General features: G+C 69.3%; 21 protein-coding genes. 14 read left to right on the top strand and 7 right to left on the bottom strand.

Annotation, left to right across the window (positions count from 1 at the left end; all coding sequences use genetic code 11):
• The first annotated feature begins 2 nt into the window (after positions 1-2).
• Complete coding sequence (gene fdhD / locus ACLQ2Q_RS12085) at positions 3-899, top strand: formate dehydrogenase accessory sulfurtransferase FdhD (protein ID WP_425820711.1); 897 nt, start codon at positions 3-5, stop codon at positions 897-899.
• On the opposite strand, the gene ACLQ2Q_RS12090 is transcribed toward fdhD, so the two are convergent.
• A complete protein-coding gene (locus tag ACLQ2Q_RS12090; RefSeq protein WP_425820712.1) occupies positions 853-2193 on the bottom strand; it encodes an ion channel protein in 1341 nt (446 codons plus the stop codon). The genes fdhD and ACLQ2Q_RS12090 overlap by 47 nt on opposite strands.
• 66 nt (positions 2194-2259) lie before the next feature.
• A complete protein-coding gene (locus tag ACLQ2Q_RS12095) occupies positions 2260-2661 on the bottom strand; it encodes a DUF7144 family membrane protein (RefSeq protein ID WP_425820713.1) in 402 nt (133 codons plus the stop codon).
• Positions 2662-2872: 211 nt separating this feature from the next.
• On the opposite strand from ACLQ2Q_RS12095, the gene ACLQ2Q_RS12100 reads away from it, so the two are divergent.
• The 10 genes from ACLQ2Q_RS12100 (at position 2873) to ACLQ2Q_RS12145 (ending at position 11193) form a co-directional block, all read left to right on the top strand.
• Positions 2873-3268 (top strand): hypothetical protein, encoded by a 396-nt coding sequence (locus tag ACLQ2Q_RS12100; RefSeq protein WP_425820714.1) that lies wholly within the window; start codon positions 2873-2875, stop codon positions 3266-3268.
• A 55-nt stretch (positions 3269-3323) separates the two neighbouring features.
• Positions 3324-4220 carry an SDR family oxidoreductase gene (locus tag ACLQ2Q_RS12105; protein WP_425820715.1) on the top strand — a complete coding sequence of 299 codons (897 nt, stop codon included), beginning with the start codon at positions 3324-3326 and terminating at the stop codon, positions 4218-4220.
• 194 nt (positions 4221-4414) lie between these two features.
• Entirely contained in the window at positions 4415-5350 is a 936-nt protein-coding gene (locus ACLQ2Q_RS12110) for a hypothetical protein (protein ID WP_425820716.1), read from the top strand.
• Entirely contained in the window at positions 5347-6561 is a 1215-nt protein-coding gene (locus ACLQ2Q_RS12115) for a cytidylyltransferase domain-containing protein (RefSeq protein ID WP_425820717.1), read from the top strand. The genes ACLQ2Q_RS12110 and ACLQ2Q_RS12115 overlap by 4 nt, the downstream gene beginning before the upstream one ends.
• Positions 6558-7430: an N-acetylneuraminate synthase family protein gene (locus ACLQ2Q_RS12120; RefSeq protein ID WP_425820718.1), complete on the top strand. Its 873-nt coding sequence runs from the start codon at positions 6558-6560 to the stop codon at positions 7428-7430. The genes ACLQ2Q_RS12115 and ACLQ2Q_RS12120 overlap by 4 nt, the downstream gene beginning before the upstream one ends.
• Positions 7427-8710 (top strand): DUF6716 putative glycosyltransferase, encoded by a 1284-nt coding sequence (locus ACLQ2Q_RS12125; RefSeq protein ID WP_425820719.1) that lies wholly within the window; start codon positions 7427-7429, stop codon positions 8708-8710. Before ACLQ2Q_RS12120 ends, ACLQ2Q_RS12125 begins: the two co-directional genes overlap by 4 nt.
• 176 nt (positions 8711-8886) lie before the next feature.
• A complete protein-coding gene (locus tag ACLQ2Q_RS12130; RefSeq protein ID WP_425820720.1) occupies positions 8887-9231 on the top strand; it encodes a PadR family transcriptional regulator in 345 nt (114 codons plus the stop codon).
• Positions 9232-9233: 2 nt separating this feature from the next.
• Complete coding sequence (locus ACLQ2Q_RS12135; RefSeq protein ID WP_425820721.1) at positions 9234-9608, top strand: DUF1048 domain-containing protein; 375 nt, start codon at positions 9234-9236, stop codon at positions 9606-9608.
• Positions 9605-10432: an ABC transporter ATP-binding protein gene (locus ACLQ2Q_RS12140; protein ID WP_425820722.1), complete on the top strand. Its 828-nt coding sequence runs from the start codon at positions 9605-9607 to the stop codon at positions 10430-10432. Before ACLQ2Q_RS12135 ends, ACLQ2Q_RS12140 begins: the two co-directional genes overlap by 4 nt.
• Positions 10429-11193: an ABC transporter permease gene (locus tag ACLQ2Q_RS12145; protein WP_425820723.1), complete on the top strand. Its 765-nt coding sequence runs from the start codon at positions 10429-10431 to the stop codon at positions 11191-11193. Before ACLQ2Q_RS12140 ends, ACLQ2Q_RS12145 begins: the two co-directional genes overlap by 4 nt.
• 88 nt (positions 11194-11281) lie before the next feature.
• Here ACLQ2Q_RS12145 and ACLQ2Q_RS12150 read toward each other — a convergent pair whose 3' ends face one another.
• Positions 11282-11872 carry a DedA family protein gene (locus ACLQ2Q_RS12150; protein ID WP_425820724.1) on the bottom strand — a complete coding sequence of 197 codons (591 nt, stop codon included), beginning with the start codon at positions 11870-11872 and terminating at the stop codon, positions 11282-11284.
• 138 nt (positions 11873-12010) lie between these two features.
• On the opposite strand from ACLQ2Q_RS12150, the gene ACLQ2Q_RS12155 reads away from it, so the two are divergent.
• Both ACLQ2Q_RS12155 and ACLQ2Q_RS12160 read left to right on the top strand, forming a co-directional pair.
• Complete coding sequence (locus tag ACLQ2Q_RS12155; protein ID WP_425820725.1) at positions 12011-13987, top strand: glycosyltransferase; 1977 nt, start codon at positions 12011-12013, stop codon at positions 13985-13987.
• A gap of 141 nt (positions 13988-14128) precedes the next feature.
• Positions 14129-14314 (top strand): hypothetical protein, encoded by a 186-nt coding sequence (locus ACLQ2Q_RS12160; RefSeq protein ID WP_425820726.1) that lies wholly within the window; start codon positions 14129-14131, stop codon positions 14312-14314.
• A gap of 26 nt (positions 14315-14340) precedes the next feature.
• Here ACLQ2Q_RS12160 and ACLQ2Q_RS12165 read toward each other — a convergent pair whose 3' ends face one another.
• From ACLQ2Q_RS12165 to ACLQ2Q_RS12180, 4 genes are all read right to left on the bottom strand, one after another.
• On the bottom strand, positions 14341-14547 hold the full coding sequence (locus tag ACLQ2Q_RS12165) for a three-helix bundle dimerization domain-containing protein (RefSeq protein ID WP_425820727.1): 207 nt from the start codon (positions 14545-14547) through the stop codon (positions 14341-14343).
• Positions 14548-14643: 96 nt separating this feature from the next.
• Entirely contained in the window at positions 14644-15348 is a 705-nt protein-coding gene (locus ACLQ2Q_RS12170) for a TIGR00266 family protein (protein ID WP_425820728.1), read from the bottom strand.
• Between the two features lie 106 nt (positions 15349-15454).
• The gene (locus ACLQ2Q_RS12175) at positions 15455-16144 is read right to left on the bottom strand and encodes an aquaporin (RefSeq protein ID WP_425820729.1); all 690 of its coding nucleotides are present in this window, start codon (positions 16142-16144) and stop codon (positions 15455-15457) included.
• Positions 16141-16491 (bottom strand): metalloregulator ArsR/SmtB family transcription factor, encoded by a 351-nt coding sequence (locus ACLQ2Q_RS12180; protein ID WP_425820730.1) that lies wholly within the window; start codon positions 16489-16491, stop codon positions 16141-16143. Before ACLQ2Q_RS12180 ends, ACLQ2Q_RS12175 begins: the two co-directional genes overlap by 4 nt.
• 86 nt (positions 16492-16577) lie before the next feature.
• On the opposite strand from ACLQ2Q_RS12180, the gene ACLQ2Q_RS12185 reads away from it, so the two are divergent.
• The gene (locus ACLQ2Q_RS12185) at positions 16578-17894 is read left to right on the top strand and encodes an NAD(P)-binding domain-containing protein (protein WP_425820731.1); all 1317 of its coding nucleotides are present in this window, start codon (positions 16578-16580) and stop codon (positions 17892-17894) included.
• Positions 17895-17918: the final 24 nt, after the last annotated feature.

A 17918-nucleotide genomic window follows, 5' to 3' on the forward strand; every position in this document is an offset into this window, starting at 1 on the left:
CCATGGGACGCATCACGGCGCGGCGGCCGATCACGCGCATCACGGTATCCGACACCGACGGTGACAACGAGCGCCGGCGCTCCGACACGCTCGCCGTCGAGGAGCCGCTCGAGATCCGCGTCGGCGGAACGTCGCTGGCGATCACGATGCGAACGCCGGGACACGACGTCGAGCTCGCCGTCGGCTTCCTCGTCTCCGAGGGAGTGATCGCCCGCGGCTCCGACTTCCGCTCCGCGATCCACTGCGGCGGTCCGGGCACGGGCGCGGTCGGCATCTCCAGCGCCGAGAACACCTACAACGTGCTCGATGTCACCCTCGACGCGGGCGTCGCCCCTCCGGACCCCGACCTCGCCCGCAACTTCTACACGACGAGCTCGTGCGGTCTCTGCGGCAAGGCCAGCATCGAGGCCGTCGAGACGGTCTCCTCCTACGACGTGCGGGCGGATGCCGCGACCGTGTCCGCCGCGCTGCTCACGACCTTCCCCGATACGCTCCGAGCCCAGCAGGACGTCTTCGACAAGACCGGCGGCCTGCACGCCGCCGGCCTGTTCGACGCGAACACCGGCGAGCTGGTCGTGCTGCGCGAGGATGTCGGACGACACAACGCCGTGGACAAGGTCGTCGGCTGGGCCGTGCTCAACGACCGGCTGCCACTGAGCGGCCATGTGCTGATGGTGTCGGGCCGCGCGAGCTTCGAGCTCGTGCAGAAGGCCGTGATGGCAGGCATCCCGATGCTGTCGGCAGTCTCGGCGCCGTCATCGCTCGCGGTCGAGCTCGCCGACGCATCCGGTCTCACTCTCGTCGGGTTCCTGCGGGGCGCCTCGATGAACGTCTACACGCACCCCGAGCGGGTCACGACGTCGGTGCGCCGCCGCGAGCCCGTTTCGACTGCTTCGTAGGGGGCGCGGCCCTCGGAGCATCCGCGGTCGCAGGATCGGCAGGCGGAACGATGCGGAACTCGGGAGCCGCCGTGACGAGCAGCCACGCGGGCAGGATGATGACGCAGAGCATCGGCAGCAGTGTGATGTCTCCGGCGACCGCCGCTGCGATGAAGAGCGCCAGCCATCCGTCGCGGGTGACGACGACCAGGATGCCGATGACCCCGCACGCGACCGCCAAGCCGATCGGGATGGATGGGAAGAGCGCATTGCCCAGCAGGCCGAGCGCCACTCCCACGAAGGTGGCGGGGAAGATCCGGCCGCCGCGGAAGAGCGCGGATGCGGCGATGAGAAGCGCCAGGATCTTGATCCCGGCGATCACGGCGAGCTGACCGGCGTCGTATGCGCCGGGATCCTTCAGCAGCTCTCCCATCTGGGTGAGGCCCTTGAACATCGTGATGGGCCCGCCGAGAAAGCCCAGGATGCCGAGGATCAGGCCGCCGACCGTCGCGATGAGAATCGGATGCCGGAGCGCATGCATCGCCCGATAGACGAGCGGGAAGGCGTACAGCATCACCAGCCCGACGAGCACGATCGCGCAGGTGAGCAGCGAGCCGGTGACGAAGTCGATCGCCTGCGGTGCTCCGTAGTCCGGAAGATCGAACGCGAAGGGCGGTGCCCCGAGGAGGTGCATCGTGACGGCGGCGGCGCCGGCCGCGGCGACGGGAAGGAAGAGGCGGTCCCAGAGCGAGCCGCCGGCCTTCAGCGCTGCGAGGATGCCGGTGAACAGCAGTGCCGCGGCCACCGGGGTCCCGAAGAGGGCGCCGATGGTCGAGGCGCCGGCCAGAAGGATGGCCAGCTGCACCGGCACCTTCGGGATCAGCCGCGCGAGGATGGCCACGACCACCGCGGCGTTGATCGCGATGATCGGATTCTCCGGTCCGAGGCTCACGCCTCCGGCGAGGCTCAGGATGGTCGCAAGCGCCAGTCCGGGGAGGGTCCTCAGCGGCAGCGGGGGACCCATCAGCTCGGTCGTCGCGCTGTCGGGTCCGCCGTGCCCGGGCAGAAGCGTGAGCGTGATGCCGACGGCGAGACCCGTCGCGGTGAGCACCACGATGATCCACCAGCCGGACGGGTCGACGCCGAGTGCCCCCGGCAGCGCCTTGTAGAGCACTCCGCCCAGCAGATCCGCGGCCTGTTCGAGCGTCCACAGGACCAGCGCGCTCAGCACTCCGATCAGGATGGCCGGCACGGCGAGCACCGCGAGGCGCTTCGGGGTGACGTTCGGATCCGTATCGGGGATGGCGAGGCTCATGGTGGGTCGTGCTCCCTCCGGAACGATGGAACGTCCGCGTGAGTGGGAACGTACCACGCAGCAGGGCTACGCGACCTCGCGCATCTCCCGTCCGTGGACCGTCAGTGCGTAGATGATCAGCACGTCGATCGCGATGACGATGAACGACCACCATGGCTGCGCGGGAATGAGCAGCAGCTGGATGACGGCACTCAGGACGGCGAGGATCACGGCGATGACCCTGGCCCACGTCTGCCCGGCGAGGAGAGCGGCTCCGGTCAGCACCAGCAGGGCTCCGAGGATGATGTTCCACCAGCCCCAGCCCTGCACGTCGAAGAGGAAGAGCGAACCGCCGGCGAGGGCGAAGTAGGTGTCGGGCCCGACGAGTGCCACGATCCCCTGGATGACGCTGAAGAAGCCGCTCACGAGGAGGATCACCCCCGCGAAGATGCCCCAACCGACCCATCCGGTCCTTGTCACTGTGGTCATGGTGTTCCGTCCTGTCTCGAGTGGATGCGGACCGCACTGCAGGGCCCCCCGGCGGTGCGTCTCACAAGCTATTCGGCGTGGCAGGGCCTCGCATCATGCAGACGGCGTGACCCGACGCCTCGCCCGTCCGTCTGTCCACACGCCTGTATCGATTCGCAGGCCCCGGTGCAACCCCCGACGGGATCCAGCACACCGTACTTACCGTGGTGGCATGCCGGGTGATGTCGAGCGACGCAGCGCCACGGGCGGTGAGTACCTCCGCTCGTACGCGCCCATCGGCGACGGGCGGACGGTCGCGCTCGTCGGGCTGAGGGGGCAGATCGATTGGATGCCGCTGCCCGGCCTCGACGACATGCCCGTCTTCGGGCGGCTGCTCGACGAGCGGGCGGCGGCGCTCGTGTGCGTCGGGCGCCACGACGAGGGCATCGCCGCCATGGACGAACTCGTACGACTCGGCAACGACGTGCACATCTTCGCCGAGATGATCTCGGCATCCGACAACGCCTTCTGCGGCAACCTGCCCCAGGCGCTCAGCCACCTCGCGCTGGTGAGGACCGCGCTGACGATCCGCGATCTCGTCGACGAAGACAGGCTGCGCGGTCATTGACCCGCACCGGCCGCACCGCCCCACCAGGGCGGAACCACCAGAGAAGGAGAGAGAGATGACAAGGGACCAGTACACCCTGACCAACCCCGCTGAGCTCTACGCGGACTTCAGCCCCGACAAGCAGCACCAGCCGGAGCCCGCCCTCGACGCCGAGCTGACGCCGAAGGCGGATCTCGGCGAGAGCACCTACCGGGGCACCGGCCGCCTGACCGGTCGCAAAGCGCTCATCACCGGCGCCGACTCGGGCATCGGGGCGGCGACGGCGATCGCCTTCGCGCGCGAGGGCGCCGATGTGGCGATGTCGTATCTGCCCGAGGAGGAGCCGGATGCACAGCGCATCGCCGGCATCCTGCAGGACGCCGGCGCCACGGTGCTCACCCTGCCCGGCGATCTGAAGGACCCCTCGTACTGCCGCGACCTCGTCGCTCGCGCCGTCGAAGGCCTCGGCGGGCTCGACATCCTCGTGAACAACGGCGGCAAGCAGATCTACAACGAGGACCTCGCGACGCTCGATGACCAGCAGTTCGACGACACGTTCAAGACGAACGTGTATGCGATGTTCTGGATCACGAAGGCGGCGCTGCCGCACCTGAAGCCCGGCTCGACGATCATCAACACGACGTCGATCCAGGCATACCAGCCGTCCGAGATCCTGGTCGATTACGCGTCGACGAAGGCCACGATCAACGCGTTCACGAAGGCGCTGGCCCAGCAGCTCGCGCCGAAGGGCATCCGGGTGAACGCCGTGGCACCGGGGCCGATCTGGACGCCGCTGCAGGTCAGCGACGGTCAGCCGCAGGAGAAGATCCCCTCCTTCGGTGAGCAGACGCCGCTGGGGCGGGCGGGTCAGCCGGCCGAGCTCGCGCCGGCGTACGTCTTCCTAGCGTCGCCGGAGTCGAGCTACGTCGCCGGCGAGACGCTGAGCGTGACCGGAGGGTCGCCGACACCGTAGGTCCAGACGAAGGGCGGATGCCGCGCGAGCCGCGGCATCCGCCCTTCGCGCGCGAAGGGCGGATGCTGCGAAGTGCGATACGCACGGTTCACCTCTTCTTCCCGCGCGCGACACGTGCACCGCCGCCGCCATTCATCCGCACCCCGCACGATGGGCCGCACGGCCGGTCCTCGGTCGGGGAAGCGGGAGGTGTCGTGCATCGCGACGCGCCGTCGATCATCGCCTGGGTCGAGTCCCCGCTGCAGCTCGTCGGAGCGGCCGAGTGGGCCGCCGCGCATGGGCAGCGCGTGCCCATCGCCGGGCGCCTCACCGATCAGATGTCCGAGACGGCGGACGAGCTCGTCGCGAGGAAGGCGATGTTCGGTCGCCTCGAGCCCTACATCGGCATCCCGTGGCGCCTTCTCGCCGAGAACCGGCACTGGCTGGTCGGCGACGCCTTCTCGGGTCAGTTCCGCCTCGCGGCCGCGGTGCTCCGACCGCGGCGTGTGACGCTGCTGGATGACGGCGCCAACTCTCTCGCGTTCGCCGACACGCTGCTCGGGCGACGGGACTACGTGCGCCCCGGTGTGCATGAACGCGGAGCGACGACGTTCGCCGCGCCGTTCGCACTCGAGCTGCTGCTGGATCGGGCGCGCGTCGGTGCGCTGGAGATGTTCACGGCCTTCCAGCTCGGGCTGAACCGCCGCGAGGCGTTGCAGGAGCGCGGCGTGGGGCTGGAGTCGCACCGCTTCGAATGGACGCGCAAGAGCGCCACCCGCGGCACGAGGGAGGACGTCACCCCATCGGGTCGCGTGCTGCTCGGCAGCGCACGACCCGTCGACGGGCGGCTCGACCTGGCCGTGTATCTCGCGTGGGTCGCCGCCGAGGCATCCATCGCCCCGCTCACCTACCTGCCCCACCGGCGGGAGCCGGTGACGCAGCTGGATGCCGTGCGGGCCATGCCCGGCGTGCGCATCAGCGATCTGCGCCTTCCTGCGGAGCTCGTGCTGGCGGGCGCATCGCGCCCACTCGAGGTGCTCACGCTCGCATCGAGCACGACGACCACGCTGCCCCTGGTGCTCGAGGGGACCGGCAGCGTGATCCGGGAGTGGGCGCCTGGCGAAGGGCGCCGAGAGAGGGTTCTGCGATGAGGGAGACGGTGGCGGTCATTCCCGCCCGGGGCGGATCGAAGGGTGTCCCGCGCAAGAATCTCCGACGAGTGGGCGGCGTGCCCCTCGTCGGGCGCGCCATCGCCGCGGCGCTGGCGTCGGACCGCATCGATCGGGTGCTCGTCTCCACCGACGATGCCGAGATCGCGGCCGTGGCGCAGGAGTGGGGAGCCGAGATCGTGCACCGGCCGGCCCACCTGGCGGGCGACACGGCGCCATCCGAGAGCGCCCTGCTCCATGCCCTCGCACACCTGGACGCGAGCGGCGTCGAGGTGGGCGTGCTGGCGTTCCTCCAGGCCACCTCGCCGTTCATCGACGTGTCGGCGCTCGCCGACGCGGTGGACCTGGTCGAGAGTCACACCTTCGACAGCGCGTTCAGCGCGACCGAAAGCTACGGATTCCTCTGGTCGCGGGGCAAGAAGGGCGATGCGAAGGCCTTCGGCCACGACCGCGAGCACCGCCCGCGCCGGCAGGATCGCGAGCCGCACTTCCTCGAGACCGGCGCGTTCTACGTGATGGATGCCGCCGGCTTCCGCGACGCCCGCCACCGGTTCTTCGGACGCACCGGGTTCGTCCCTGTCCCCGAGCGAACGGCGCTCGAGATCGACTCGGAGGAGCAGCTCGCCCTGGCGCGGGCGATCGCGCCGCTCGTCGCCGTGGCCGACGCCGGCGAGGCGATCCACGCCGACGCCGTGGTGACCGACTTCGACGGCGTGCACACCGACGACACCGCGACCATCGGTTCGGACGGCCGCGAATACGTGCGCGTCAGCCGCTCGGACGGCATGGGGATCGCGCGTCTTCGCCGGGCGGAGATTCCGGTGCTCATCCTTTCGACGGAGGAGAGCCCGGTCGTGTCGGCCCGAGCGGCGAAGCTGCGCGTTGACGTGCGCCAGGGCCTCGACGACAAGGCCGCAGCCCTTCGGGAGTGGGCGTCCAGTCGGCGCATCCCGCTGTCGCGCATCGCGTACCTGGGAAACGACATCAACGATCTCGCCTGCCTCGAGCTGGTCGGGTGGCCCGTCGCGGTGCCGGACGCTCATCCTCTCGTGCTCGCCGCGGCCAGGGCGGTGGTCGCGAGGCCGGGAGGTGCGGGAGCAGTTCGAGAGCTCGCCGACCGCGTGCTGCGCGCTCGCCGTCCTTCGCCCCTGCCCGACGAGAGCGCCGTACCGGCCGAAAGGAACCAGCAATGACTGTCACCATCGGAACCCGCGTGGTGGGCGGGGGTCGCCCCGCCTACGTCATCGCCGAGATCGGGCTGAACCACAACGGCGACGTGGACATCGCGAAGCGGCTGATCGACGTCGCCGCCGACGCCGGCGCCGACGCCGTCAAGTTCCAGAAGCGCACCCCCGAGATCTCCACCCCCCACCACATGCGCGAGGTGCTGCGCGAGACGCCGTGGGGCACGATGACCTACCTCGACTACCGACGCCGCGTCGAGTTCGGCCGCGACGAGTACATCGAAATCGGCGACCACGCGCTTCTGCGCGGCCTCGAGTGGTTCGCGTCACCATGGGATGTTCCCAGCGTCGCCTTCCTCGAGGACCTGGGGGTGATGGCCCACAAGGTGGCCTCGGCGAGCGTGACCGACATCGATCTTCTGGTCGCGCTGCGCGACACCGGAAAGCCGATCATCCTCTCCACGGGCATGTCGACGATCGAGCAGATCGACGCCGCGATCGACGTGCTCGGCACCGACCGGCTCATCCTTCTGCATGCCACGTCCACCTATCCGATGGAGCCTGAGGAGGCGAATCTCCGCGTGATCCCGGTCCTTCGCGATCGGTACCCCGGGGTGCCGGTGGGCTACTCAGGACACGAGCGCGGCCTGCAGGTCTCCCTCGCCGCCGTCGCGCTCGGTGCGGTGGCGGTCGAGCGTCACATCACCCTGGACCGCACCATGTGGGGCTCTGACCACGCGGCCTCGCTCGAGCCGGCGGGCCTCGCGCACCTCGTGCGCGACATCCGGATCATCGAGACCGCCCTCGGCGATGGCGTCAAGCGCGTCTTCCCCGGTGAGCGCGCCCCGATGGCGAAGCTGCGTCGCGTTCCGGTGTGACACGCCCGCTGCGTGTCGTCGGCATCGCCGACACCGATTCCTACGTGAAGTGGGGCGCCGCCCTGCTCGGCTCTCGTCCCGACGCGATCGATGCGCGGATGCTGGTGCTCGAGACCCCGCTGGTGGTCAGCGCCGCCCAGCAGTCGGCGGCGCTGACGGGCAGCGGTCTGGACAGCCGTCGTGTGCGACGCGTGGCGTACGACGCGCTGGCCGGCGCGCTCTCGCGCCTGCAGCCCGACGCCGTGCTGCTCGCGGCGAGGGGCCCGCTCGTGCGGGTGCTCGCGCGCCTGGTCGCGGCCGCGGTGCCCTCGGCGGTGATCGTCACCGGCCTGCCGGGGATCTCGATCCCCGCCACCCGCAAGGCGCTCCTGTACCGCACGCAATGCGACCTCTTCGTCCTGCACTCCCACCGCGAGGTGCGCGAGTTCGGCGAGCTCGCCGTCGAGAAGGGGTTCGAGCAGCGCTTCGCCCTGTCGCGCCTGCCCTTCGCCCAGATCGGGTCGGGACCCACGTCCGGTGCTCGCAGCACGGATCTCGTCTTCGCGGCCCAGGCCGTCGTTCCTCTTGAGCGGGCCGATCGCACGCGGATCGCCCGGATGCTCGTGGCCGCAGCGACGGCGGATCCGTCCAGGAGGGTGGTGGTCAAGGTGCGCGCCGTGAAAGGTGAGAGCCAGACCCACGCCGAGCGCGACGGCTATCCGGAGCTGCTGGGTGAGCTCGGCGCCCTTCCTTCGAACCTCGTGATCTCCCGCGGGCCGATGGCTCGGGCCCTCGACACCGCAGAGGGGCTCGTCACCGTCAGCTCGACCGCCGCGATCGAGGCCGTGGCCCGCCGCATCCCGGTCATCGCGCTCGACACGTTCGGCGTCGAGGCGGACCTGATCAACACGGTCTTCCGCGAGAGCGGACTGTTCGCCCACGAGGATGCGGTCATCGACCGCGCGTTCCGGCATCCGGAGCCGTCCTGGCTTCGAGACAATTACTTCCATGATCCTGGCGATGATGACTGGATCGGTGCGCTCGACGAATCGGTCGCACTCCGGCGCAGCGGTGCTCGCCAGCGGCATCCTCCGCTCGTCCGGCGCGGGGGACGCCTGCGCGATGCCTGGGAACGCAAGCAGGTGCTGGGCAGGCTCGACCGCAGCGCGGTCGGGTGTTTCGCCCTCGTGGTGGGAACCCCGCTTGTGCGCGTCGCCAGGCTGGCGGCTCATCACCCCCCGCCTGCGGAGCCCGCGATTCCGACACCGATCCGCCCCGCGCTTCAGCGCTCCGTTCGCTGAGAGTCCAGGAGCCCCGGCACCACGTCGCCGGCCCGCAGCCTCGGGTTTGCCGGCCTCGATGGGCGGCCGCTGCGGGGCGCTCGCAGATCGACCTGCTATTCAGTGTTGCTAACTACCGGTACTTAGTGTTACCGTCTACTAGTAGTCAGCAACACAGAGTAGATGGGGGGTCGGAGATGGCCAATCAGATGACGGAGATGCTCAAGGGCACGCTCGAGGGCATCGTGCTCGCGGTCGTGGCCGGAAGCCCCGCCTACGGGTACGAGATCACGGCGCGCCTGCGTGAGCAGGGCTTCGCCGACCTGGTCGAAGGCACCGTCTACGCCCTCCTCGTCCGCATCGAGCAGCGAGGTTTCGTAGACGTCGAGAAGGTCCCCTCCGAGAAGGGACCACCGCGAAAGGTGTATTCGATCAACGCGCAAGGGCGCGAACAACTGGCCGAGTTCTGGAGGACCTGGAGCTTCCTCGCAGAACGTATCGAACAGCTCCACGGCACACATCAAGACCAAGGAGAGAAGTGATCATGGCCGCAAAGTGGATCGAATTCCTGACGGGATCGCTCGACGACAAGAAGGCGTACCGGCAGTACAAGGCCCGCATCGCGGCGCTGCCGGAGCCGTACGGAACGGCTGCCAAGGCCTTCGAGCGCTACTTCATGTACAACGGCGGGATCACCGACGGCGACCCCACGATGATGATGACGATGCTGAACGACTTCGCCGACCTGTGGGAGCGGACCGCCGCCGATGGGACGCCCGTCGATGAGATCGTCGGCGACGACCCGGTCGAGTTCGCGGAGGCGTTCGCGGCCGCCTACGCGGGAAAGCGCTGGATCGACAAGGAGCGCGCCCGCCTGACGGAGACCATCCGGGGACTCGGCAAGGAGGAGGAACGATGACCACCGCCATCCAACCAGCCATCCGCGTGCAGGGCATGGAGAAGTCATTCAAGGACCTCCATGTTCTTCGCGGGGTCGACTTCGACGTCGCACCGGGCAGCATCTTCGCCCTTCTCGGCTCCAACGGCGCCGGCAAGACCACGGTGGTGCGTATCCTGGCCACCCTGTTGAAGGCCGACGCGGGGTCAGCTGCGGTGCACGGGTTCGACGTCGCCGGCCAGCCGGGTGACGTCCGCCAGTCGATCAGCCTGACCGGCCAGTTCGCCGCGGTGGACGAAGTGCTCACCGGCCGCGAGAACCTGGTACTGGTCGCGAAGCTCCGTCACCTGGAGAACCCCGGCGCGATCGCCGACGATCTCCTGGCACGGTTCTCCCTCACCGAGGCGGGCGGTCGCAGGGCCGCGACGTACTCGGGCGGAATGCGCCGCCGGCTCGACATCGCCATGAGCCTGATCGGCGACCCGCCGATCATCTTCCTCGACGAGCCGACCACCGGCCTGGACCCGCAGGCGCGGCTCGAGGTGTGGGCGACGGTCAAGGGACTCGCGAAGGGCGGCACCACCGTCCTGCTGACCACCCAGTACCTCGATGAGGCGGAGCAGCTGGCGGATCGCATCGCGATTCTGCACAAGGGCACGATCATCCAGAACGGCACCCTTGCCGAACTCAAGCGACTTCTCCCGCCGGCCAAGGTCGAATACATCGAGAAGCAGCCGTCGCTCGAGGACGTCTTCCTCGCCCTCGTCGGCGAGACAGGCGAATCAGACGCCAGCGAAGAGGAACGCAAGGACGGCTCCCTCGCACCAGGAAAGGAACCCCGATGACCACTCACGTGCTCGGCGATACGGCCGTCCTGACAAGCCGCTCGCTTCGCCACATCCTGCGCAGCCCCGACACGATCATCACCACCGCGGTCACCCCGATCGCGCTGATGCTCCTTTTCACCTACGTGTTCGGCGGCGCGATCAACACAGGATCGCAGGAGTCGTACATCGACTACATGCTTCCCGGCATCCTGCTCATCACCATCGCATCCGGCGTCGCGTACACCGCGTACCGGCTGTTCCTCGACATGCAGGGCGGCATCTTCGAACGCTTCCAGTCCATGCCGATCGCACGATCGAGCGTGCTGTGGGCCCACGTCTTCACGTCCCTCGCCGCGAACCTGGTGTCGGTCGCCATCGTCATCGCCGTCGGTGTGGTCCTGGGGTTCCGGACGGGTGCATCGCTCGGCGCGTGGCTGGCGGTCGCGGGAATCCTGATCCTGTTCACCCTCGCACTCACCTGGATCGCCGTGATCGCGGGGCTCTCCGCGAAGACGGTGGATGGAGCGAGCGCGTTCAGCTACCCGCTGATCTTCCTCCCCTTCATCAGCTCCGCATTCGTGCCCACCGACACGATGCCGGCTCCGGTCGCCTGGTTCGCCGAGAACCAGCCGGTGACCGCGATCGTCGACACCCTGCGGGCGCTGTTCGACCAGCAGCCGGTCGGCACCGACATCTGGGTCGCCCTGGCCTGGCTCGTCGGCATCCTGATCGTCGCGTATGGGTTCGCGATCGCGATCTACCGGCGCAAGATCAGCTGACGCGCCCACCTCGCAACGGCCGAACGCCGCCCGCTCCCACTCCGGGAGCGGGCGGCGTCGTCTGTGATCGAGCACGGGCCTGCGATTCCTAGCTCCGCGTGAGGCGCCTGTTCAGCACGGCATCCAAGGCCCAGCCGATACCGAGGGCGACGGCGATCGAGAGGACGACGGCAGCGACCGGCGAGTCGGGCAGCACGCGGGCGACAGCCGCGCCGATGAAGGCCTGATAGGTCGCCCACGCGAACGCCGCGAGCGCCGAGAGCGCGAGGTAACGCGGCGCCGGCACCCGTTCGGCGCCGGCCGTCAGATTCACGGCGATCCGCGCGAACGGGATGAATCGGGCGGTGAAGACGATCGCCGCGGTGCTCCTGGTCAGCCGCCGCGTCGCCCAGGCGCGCAGCGCGCGGGGTCGTGGTCTGCCTGTCCAACTCCACCTGTCGAGCCCGACGGTGCGGCCGATCACGTAACACGTCGCATCTCCGGCGAAGGCGGCCACGCCTGCAACCACGACGACAGCGGCCAGGGGCGGCTCGCCGCTGACGACCGACAGCGCCGCGAAGCCCGTCACGGCCGCCTCGCCCGGGATCACGACGAGGAAGGCGTCGCCGAAGACCATCGCGAACAGAAGCGGGAGCGCCCAAGGCCCCGCGGCGAGGTCCGAGAGAAGGTCGTCGATCACGAGTCCTGAGTAGCAGTCGCGCGTGAATGGTTGCCGAACGGGGCCGGTCGGTTAAGGCGACGGGAGCGGCCGATGAACTCTCCGCCGAAGGCGCCGCCCGCGCCGGCGGCGCCGCCGTTGCCGCGCCACTCTTTAACCGTGAGAGTCGCGCTGCTGGCCGAGTCCTTCCTTCCACACATGAACGGCGTCACCAATTCGGTGCTTCAGGTGCTGACGCATCTCGAGAAGAGGAACCACGAGGTGCTCGTCATCGCCCCGGGCCCGGGTGGTGCGAGCGCGGGAGTGCCGGTCGCTCCGACGAGGCGGATTCCCTCGCTGTCGCTGCCGTCCTACCCGCAGGTGCGGGTGGCGGTCGTCAGCACGCCGCACGTCACACGGCTGCTCGCCGACTTCGCCCCGGACGTCGTGCATCTCGCGTCGCCGCTGGTGCTCGGATGGCACGGTGCGGTGGCGGCGAATCTGCTGCGCGTCCCTTCGGTGGCCATCTACCAGACCGATGTGATCGCGTACGCCGCCAAGTACGGGGTGCCGGGCGGAGCGGCTCTCGTCGCCGCCCACATCCGCAGATTGCACCGCCGGACGACCCTCACCCTCGCCCCCTCGACGCCGGCCGCGTCGCAGTTGGACGGGCTCGGGATCGATCGCGTTCGGCTGTGGGGAAGGGGCGTGGATCTCGAGCGATTCAACCCCGAGCGGCGCGGCGGACGGTGGCGGGCGCAGCTCGCGCCCGGACAGACGCTGGTCGGCTATGCCGGCCGTCTGGCACCCGAGAAGCAGGTCGAGGACCTCCGCGTCCTCAGCGATCTCCCCGGGGTGAGGCTCGTGATCATCGGCGAAGGCCCCGCACGCGCGCGCCTGGAACGGGAGCTTCCGCGGGCCGTCTTCACGGGATTCCTCGGCGGCGCTCAGCTCGCCGAGGCGCTCGCCAGCCTCGATGTGTTCGTGCACCCTGGTGAGAGCGAGACGTTCTGCCAGGGTGTGCAAGAGGCTCTGGCCAGCGGCGTTCCCGTTGTCGCGACCGGCCGAGGCGGTCCCGTCGATCTGGTGGAGAACAGCATCAACGGGTGGCTGTACCCCCCGGGCGACCTGTCGGCGCTGCGCGCCTCGGTCGCGGACCTCGCGGGCGACCACGTCAAGGCGAGGGCGCTGGGAGCGGCCGGGCGGGCGGGAGTGCTCGGGCGATCCTGGGAGGCCCTCGGCGATCGGCTTCTCGAGCACTATGCCGACGCCGCAGCCCTGCAGCGGATCGATGAGCGCCGGCTCAGCAGGGTGGGAGAACGACCGGGCCTGTCAACCCCCGCTGTTCCGCAGAGCGGCATCCGTCGATACGTCGCGCTCGGCGACTCCGTGACGGAAGGCCTCAGCGACGGATCGAGAATGCCGGCGGGGGAGTATTGCGGATGGGCGGACCGGCTGGCGCAGCTGCTCGCTCACTCGGGTTCGTCCGGTGCCGGCTTGCGGTACGCGAACCTCGCGGTGCGCAGCCGTCTCGTCGAGCACGTGGTGTGCGACCAGATTCCGCGCGCGCTCGAACTGAAGGCGGATCTGGTATCGGTGCTGGTGGGCGGGAACGACCTCGTGCGGCTGCGGGCGGACCCCGAGGCGCTCGCCGCACGTCTGGGGGATGGAGTACGCCGTCTGCGCGAATCCGGTTGCGATGTGCTGCTGGTCACCCCGTTCCTGCCGCGAAGGCGCGCGTCGCGCCTACTCGCCCGGCGCTTCGCCCGCTTCAACTCGCAGCTGCGCGGCCTCGCGCGCTCGACTGGGGCCGTGCTGCTCGACCTCGAAGCGGTGCCCGCGGTCAGCATGACATCGCTGTGGGCGGACGACGCCGTGCATCTGAACTCCCGCGGGCACAGACTGCTCGCCTACGAGGCGGCTGCGCGCCTCGGCGTGCCCGACGCGGGTCCGCTCGGCCGGCTCGAGCAGCTGCTGCACGCCGAGGAGGCCGACGTCGAGCCGACGGCGATGACGCGAACCGCCTGGCTCCTGCGCCACGCGGTGCCGTGGGCGAAGCGACGGCTGCAAGGCCGCACTGCCGGCGACGGTCTTGTGCCCAAGCACACCGACCTGGTCCTGATCCGGCGCGCATCGGGCAGCCGCATCGACGGGTAGGGATAGCGGCGCCCCGCGCCCGTCGACTATTCGTCACCTGCGGTTCACCCCGGCGTTAACCTCGGGGCGGTTCGCTGGAGCGGAAGCGAGCGCCATCGCAGTCCTCCGGCGTTCGTTCCGTTCGCCGGAGAGGAACGAGCTGTGGATGACTGGGCCGCGGTGAGCTGGGCGCTTGTCCCCATCCCGGTCGTCGTAGCCGTGTTCGGCTTCGTGTACGCGTCCACCCTGCGGAGGGAGGAGAGCCGCGCGGCGGCTCGGAGCGGCCTGCATGCCGATCTCCGAACGGCCTCGGCCGCTCGGGCGGCGGCCGGCTCTCCAGATCTCTGAGGGGAGCGGGCCGTCGCGGACCGGCCTCAGGGCTGGATGTGCTTCAGCTGCTTCTTGGCCTGCTTCTCGACGAGCACCTCGACGAAATCGCGCACCCTCGCGTCCTTCAGTTCGTCGTACGCCTCGGTCACGACGCCCTGGATCGTGGATGCCGGAAGTTGGGGAAATTGGGCTCCGACCCGTTCGGCGATCTCGTTGATGGTGAGCTCTGCGTCAGGGGGTTCTTGTGTCATGTGGATCTCCCGGGCAAGCGAATGTCCGCCCACGTTACCGCCCGAAGCCGTCGCGCGGAGGACGCATCTCGCGGCCCGGCTGAGAGCCGTTTCCGCTCAGGCTCGGTCGGGGTTGCGGTCCGGGAGATAGGGCTCGATCGCTGCCGCCAGCTTGGCGGGGTTCATCGACTGAAGCCAGACCTGTCCGGGGCCGTGGAGTTGCGCGAGGAAGAGCGAGTCGCCGAAGAACTTGTTCTTGATTCCTTTGATGCTGGCGAACTCGAGCTGCATCTCGGCGCGGAACATCGCCAGGTGCCCGGGGTGGATGAGCAGCGACTCGCCTGCCTTCAGCTCGTATTCGGTGATCTCGCCGGCGAGTTGCACCCAGGCCCTGCCCTCGCCCGAAAGCTTCTGGAAGACGACGCCCGCGCCGCCGAAGATCCCCGCACCGAGCTTCTTCTGCAGTGCCACCGAGACCTCGACCTGCGTGGTGCTGGCGGTGTACGAACCGGACTGGATCATGAATGTGTCGGCCGCGTCGATCGCGACCTCGCGGATGGTGCCGGGGAGCTGGGCGGCGAAGGCGACCATCCCGCCGTTGGGGGCGGTGTAGCGCGTGAGGAAGAGCTGCGCGCCGCCGAGCACCCGCTTGAGGCCGCTCATGAATCCGCCTTGCCCACCGCTGCCGTGCGCGGTGGACGTGTCGAGTTGCATTCCAGGGCTGAGCCAGGCGACGTCACCGCCTTCGGCGACGATCGATTCTCCCGGCTCGAGCGTGATCTCGAGAATCGGCATGGTCGTTCCGGCGATGACGGGCTGCATGAGGCCACTGTATGCGCGCAGGGGGTCGTGGAGGCCGGTTGCCCGCATCGGCTGTTCGGTTACCCCAGTACGACGAGGATCCCGCCTACCACGCACACCGCCGCCATCAGCCGGGGACAACCGCCGGCTCGGGCACCGCCATGGGGAAGAAGAAGCGCACAGCCGCCCAGCCGAGTGCCGCCCCGACGACCTGGGCGAAGACGAAGGGCAGCGCGGATGCCGGCGCGATCCCGGCGAACGTGTCGGTGAACATGCGCCCGACGGTGATGGCCGGGTTGGCGAAGCTGGTCGAGGACGTGAAGAAGTACGCGGCGCCGATGTAGGCGCCCACGGCCGGGCCGGCGAGGTGCGATCGCCCGGTGCGCACCAAGGCGAAGATGACGAGGATGAGTCCCGCTGTCGCCACCACCTCCGAGAGCAGCAGCGGCCAGCCGGAGCGCTCGGTGGTGCTCCACTGGACCGTCGGCGCCGCGAACAGGACGTTCGCGAGCACTGCTCCTGCGATGCATCCGAGCACCTGCACCGGTACGTAGACGGCGGCCGTGGCCCACTCGCGTCGATGCAGCGCGATGTCGACGAGCGTGACGACGGGGTTGAAGTGCGCGCCCGAGACGGAGGCGAACACGAGGATCAGGACGGTGAGGCCGAGGGCCGTGGCGAATGCGTTCTCGAACAGCTGCAGGCCGATGTCCGTGGGGGAGAGGCGCTGGGCCGCGATCCCTGAGCCGACCACGATCGCGGCGAGTCCTGCGCTGCCGAGGAACTCTCCGGCGGCAGCGCGTGCGGTGTGGCTCACGTGGCTGCGAGGAGCTGAGAGATCCGGTCCAAGGCCCCGGGAACGAGCCTGAAATAAGCCCAGGTTCCGCGCTTGCTGCGGGTCAAGAAGCCCGCCGTCGTCAGGATCTTGAGGTGGTGCGACACCGTGGGCTGACTCAGCCCGATCGGCTCGATCAGGTCGCACACACATGCCTCAGAGTTCTCCGAGACCGCCACGATGGAGAGCAGACGCAGGCGCGCCGGATCGGCGAGTGCCTTCATCGTCGTCGCAAGCTGCTCCGCCTCGGGGGCGCTCAGAGGTTCGCGCACGAGGGGGGTGCAGCAGGCGCCGGCGGTGACATCGGTCACCTCGAGCATCGTGGTCATACATCGAGACTAATCGATATTGACAGATGTCGATACACGCAGGCAGAATCGAGTATCGAAGTTGATCGATATCCGTGGAGGCTCCTGTGACACTGCTCGATCTCACACCCCGCGCGGCGACGACGAATCGATCGTCGACGCTTCCGGTCGCCATCATCGGCGCAGGCCCGATCGGGCTGGCCGCTGCGGCGAACCTGGTCGAGCGCGGTATCGACTTCGTCGTCTTAGAAGCGGGCAACGAGGTGGCGGCAAGCGTGCGGGCGTGGGGTCACACCCGGCTCTTCTCGCCCTGGAAGCACCTCGTGGACCCGGCATCCCGCCGTCTGCTCCAAGAGCGCGGCTGGGAGCTGCCCGATCCCGAGCGCGCGCCGACCGGCACCGAACTGGTGGAGAAGTACGTCGCCCCGCTCGCCGACGTGGAGCCCATCGCGTCCCGAGTCCGCACCGGCGTCCACGTCCTCGGCGTCACCCGTGAGGGTATGGACCGCACGCGTACCCGCGGACGCGCGGCCACGCCGTTCGCCGTGCGCATCCGCACATCGGACGGCACCGTCGAAGAGATCGCGGCGCGCGCGGTGATCGACGCCTCCGGGACGTATCTCTCGCCGAACTCGCTCTCCTCCAGCGGGCTGGAACTGCTGGGCATGAGCGAGATCTCGGAAGCGGTCACCCCGGCCCTCCCGGACGTTCTCGGCCACGACCGCGGGCGGTTCGCCGGGCGCCGCGCCACCGTCGTCGGCGCGGGTCACTCCGCCGCCAACACTCTGCTCGGCTTGGTCGAGCTGGCCAGGCAGGAGCCCGGGACATCGATCACCTGGCTGATCCGCAACGCCCAGGCCGTGCGCGTCTCAGCATCCGCGGATGACGAGCTCGCCGACCGCGCCCGGCTCGGCAGCAGGGTGGATCAGGCAGTCGCCGACGGCCTGATCGACGTCCTCGACGGGTTCGAGATCATCCGTGGCCGCCGCACCTCCGAGGCCGTGGAACTGGTCGGCCACCGGAACGGCGAAGTGGTCGCCCACGCCACCGACGTGGTCGTCAATGCCACGGGATTCCGCCCGGACCTCGACATCCTGCGTGAGATCCGGCTGGAGCTCGACGAGATCGTGGAGGCTCCCAAGCGCCTCGCTCCGCTCATCGACCCCAACGTCCACTCGTGCGGCACCGTCGAGCCTCACGGTTTCCGCGAGCTCACCCATCCCGAGCAGGATTTCTTCATCGTGGGGATGAAGTCCTATGGCCGCGCCCCGACCTTCCTTCTCGCCACCGGATACGAGCAGGTGCGGTCTGTGACGGCATGGCTGGCGGGTGACACCGCATCGGCCGCGAACGTCGAACTCGTGCTGCCGGCGACCGGGGTCTGCTCCACCGATCTCGGCGATGGAGGCGGTTGCTGCTCCTGAGTGGAGAGACACGATTTTGATCGA

It is taken from the genome of Microbacterium sp. DT81.1 (assembly GCF_049844955.1).
Lineage (GTDB): Bacteria > Actinomycetota > Actinomycetes > Actinomycetales > Microbacteriaceae > Microbacterium.

Coding starts and splice junctions, on each gene's coding strand:
- ACLQ2Q_RS12115 (WP_425820717.1), top strand. CDS start 5,347: ATGAGGGAGACGGTGGCGGTCATTCCCGCCCGGGGCGGATCGAAGGGT.
- ACLQ2Q_RS12140 (WP_425820722.1), top strand. CDS start 9,605: ATGACCACCGCCATCCAACCAGCCATCCGCGTGCAGGGCATGGAGAAG.
- fdhD (WP_425820711.1), top strand. CDS start 3: ATGGGACGCATCACGGCGCGGCGGCCGATCACGCGCATCACGGTATCC.
- ACLQ2Q_RS12120 (WP_425820718.1), top strand. CDS start 6,558: ATGACTGTCACCATCGGAACCCGCGTGGTGGGCGGGGGTCGCCCCGCC.
- ACLQ2Q_RS12105 (WP_425820715.1), top strand. CDS start 3,324: ATGACAAGGGACCAGTACACCCTGACCAACCCCGCTGAGCTCTACGCG.
- ACLQ2Q_RS12180 (WP_425820730.1), bottom strand. CDS start 16,491: ATGACCACGATGCTCGAGGTGACCGATGTCACCGCCGGCGCCTGCTGC.
- ACLQ2Q_RS12135 (WP_425820721.1), top strand. CDS start 9,234: ATGGCCGCAAAGTGGATCGAATTCCTGACGGGATCGCTCGACGACAAG.
- ACLQ2Q_RS12130 (WP_425820720.1), top strand. CDS start 8,887: ATGGCCAATCAGATGACGGAGATGCTCAAGGGCACGCTCGAGGGCATC.
- ACLQ2Q_RS12095 (WP_425820713.1), bottom strand. CDS start 2,661: ATGACCACAGTGACAAGGACCGGATGGGTCGGTTGGGGCATCTTCGCG.
- ACLQ2Q_RS12165 (WP_425820727.1), bottom strand. CDS start 14,547: ATGACACAAGAACCCCCTGACGCAGAGCTCACCATCAACGAGATCGCC.
- ACLQ2Q_RS12170 (WP_425820728.1), bottom strand. CDS start 15,348: ATGCAGCCCGTCATCGCCGGAACGACCATGCCGATTCTCGAGATCACG.
- ACLQ2Q_RS12100 (WP_425820714.1), top strand. CDS start 2,873: ATGCCGGGTGATGTCGAGCGACGCAGCGCCACGGGCGGTGAGTACCTC.
- ACLQ2Q_RS12090 (WP_425820712.1), bottom strand. CDS start 2,193: ATGAGCCTCGCCATCCCCGATACGGATCCGAACGTCACCCCGAAGCGC.
- ACLQ2Q_RS12145 (WP_425820723.1), top strand. CDS start 10,429: ATGACCACTCACGTGCTCGGCGATACGGCCGTCCTGACAAGCCGCTCG.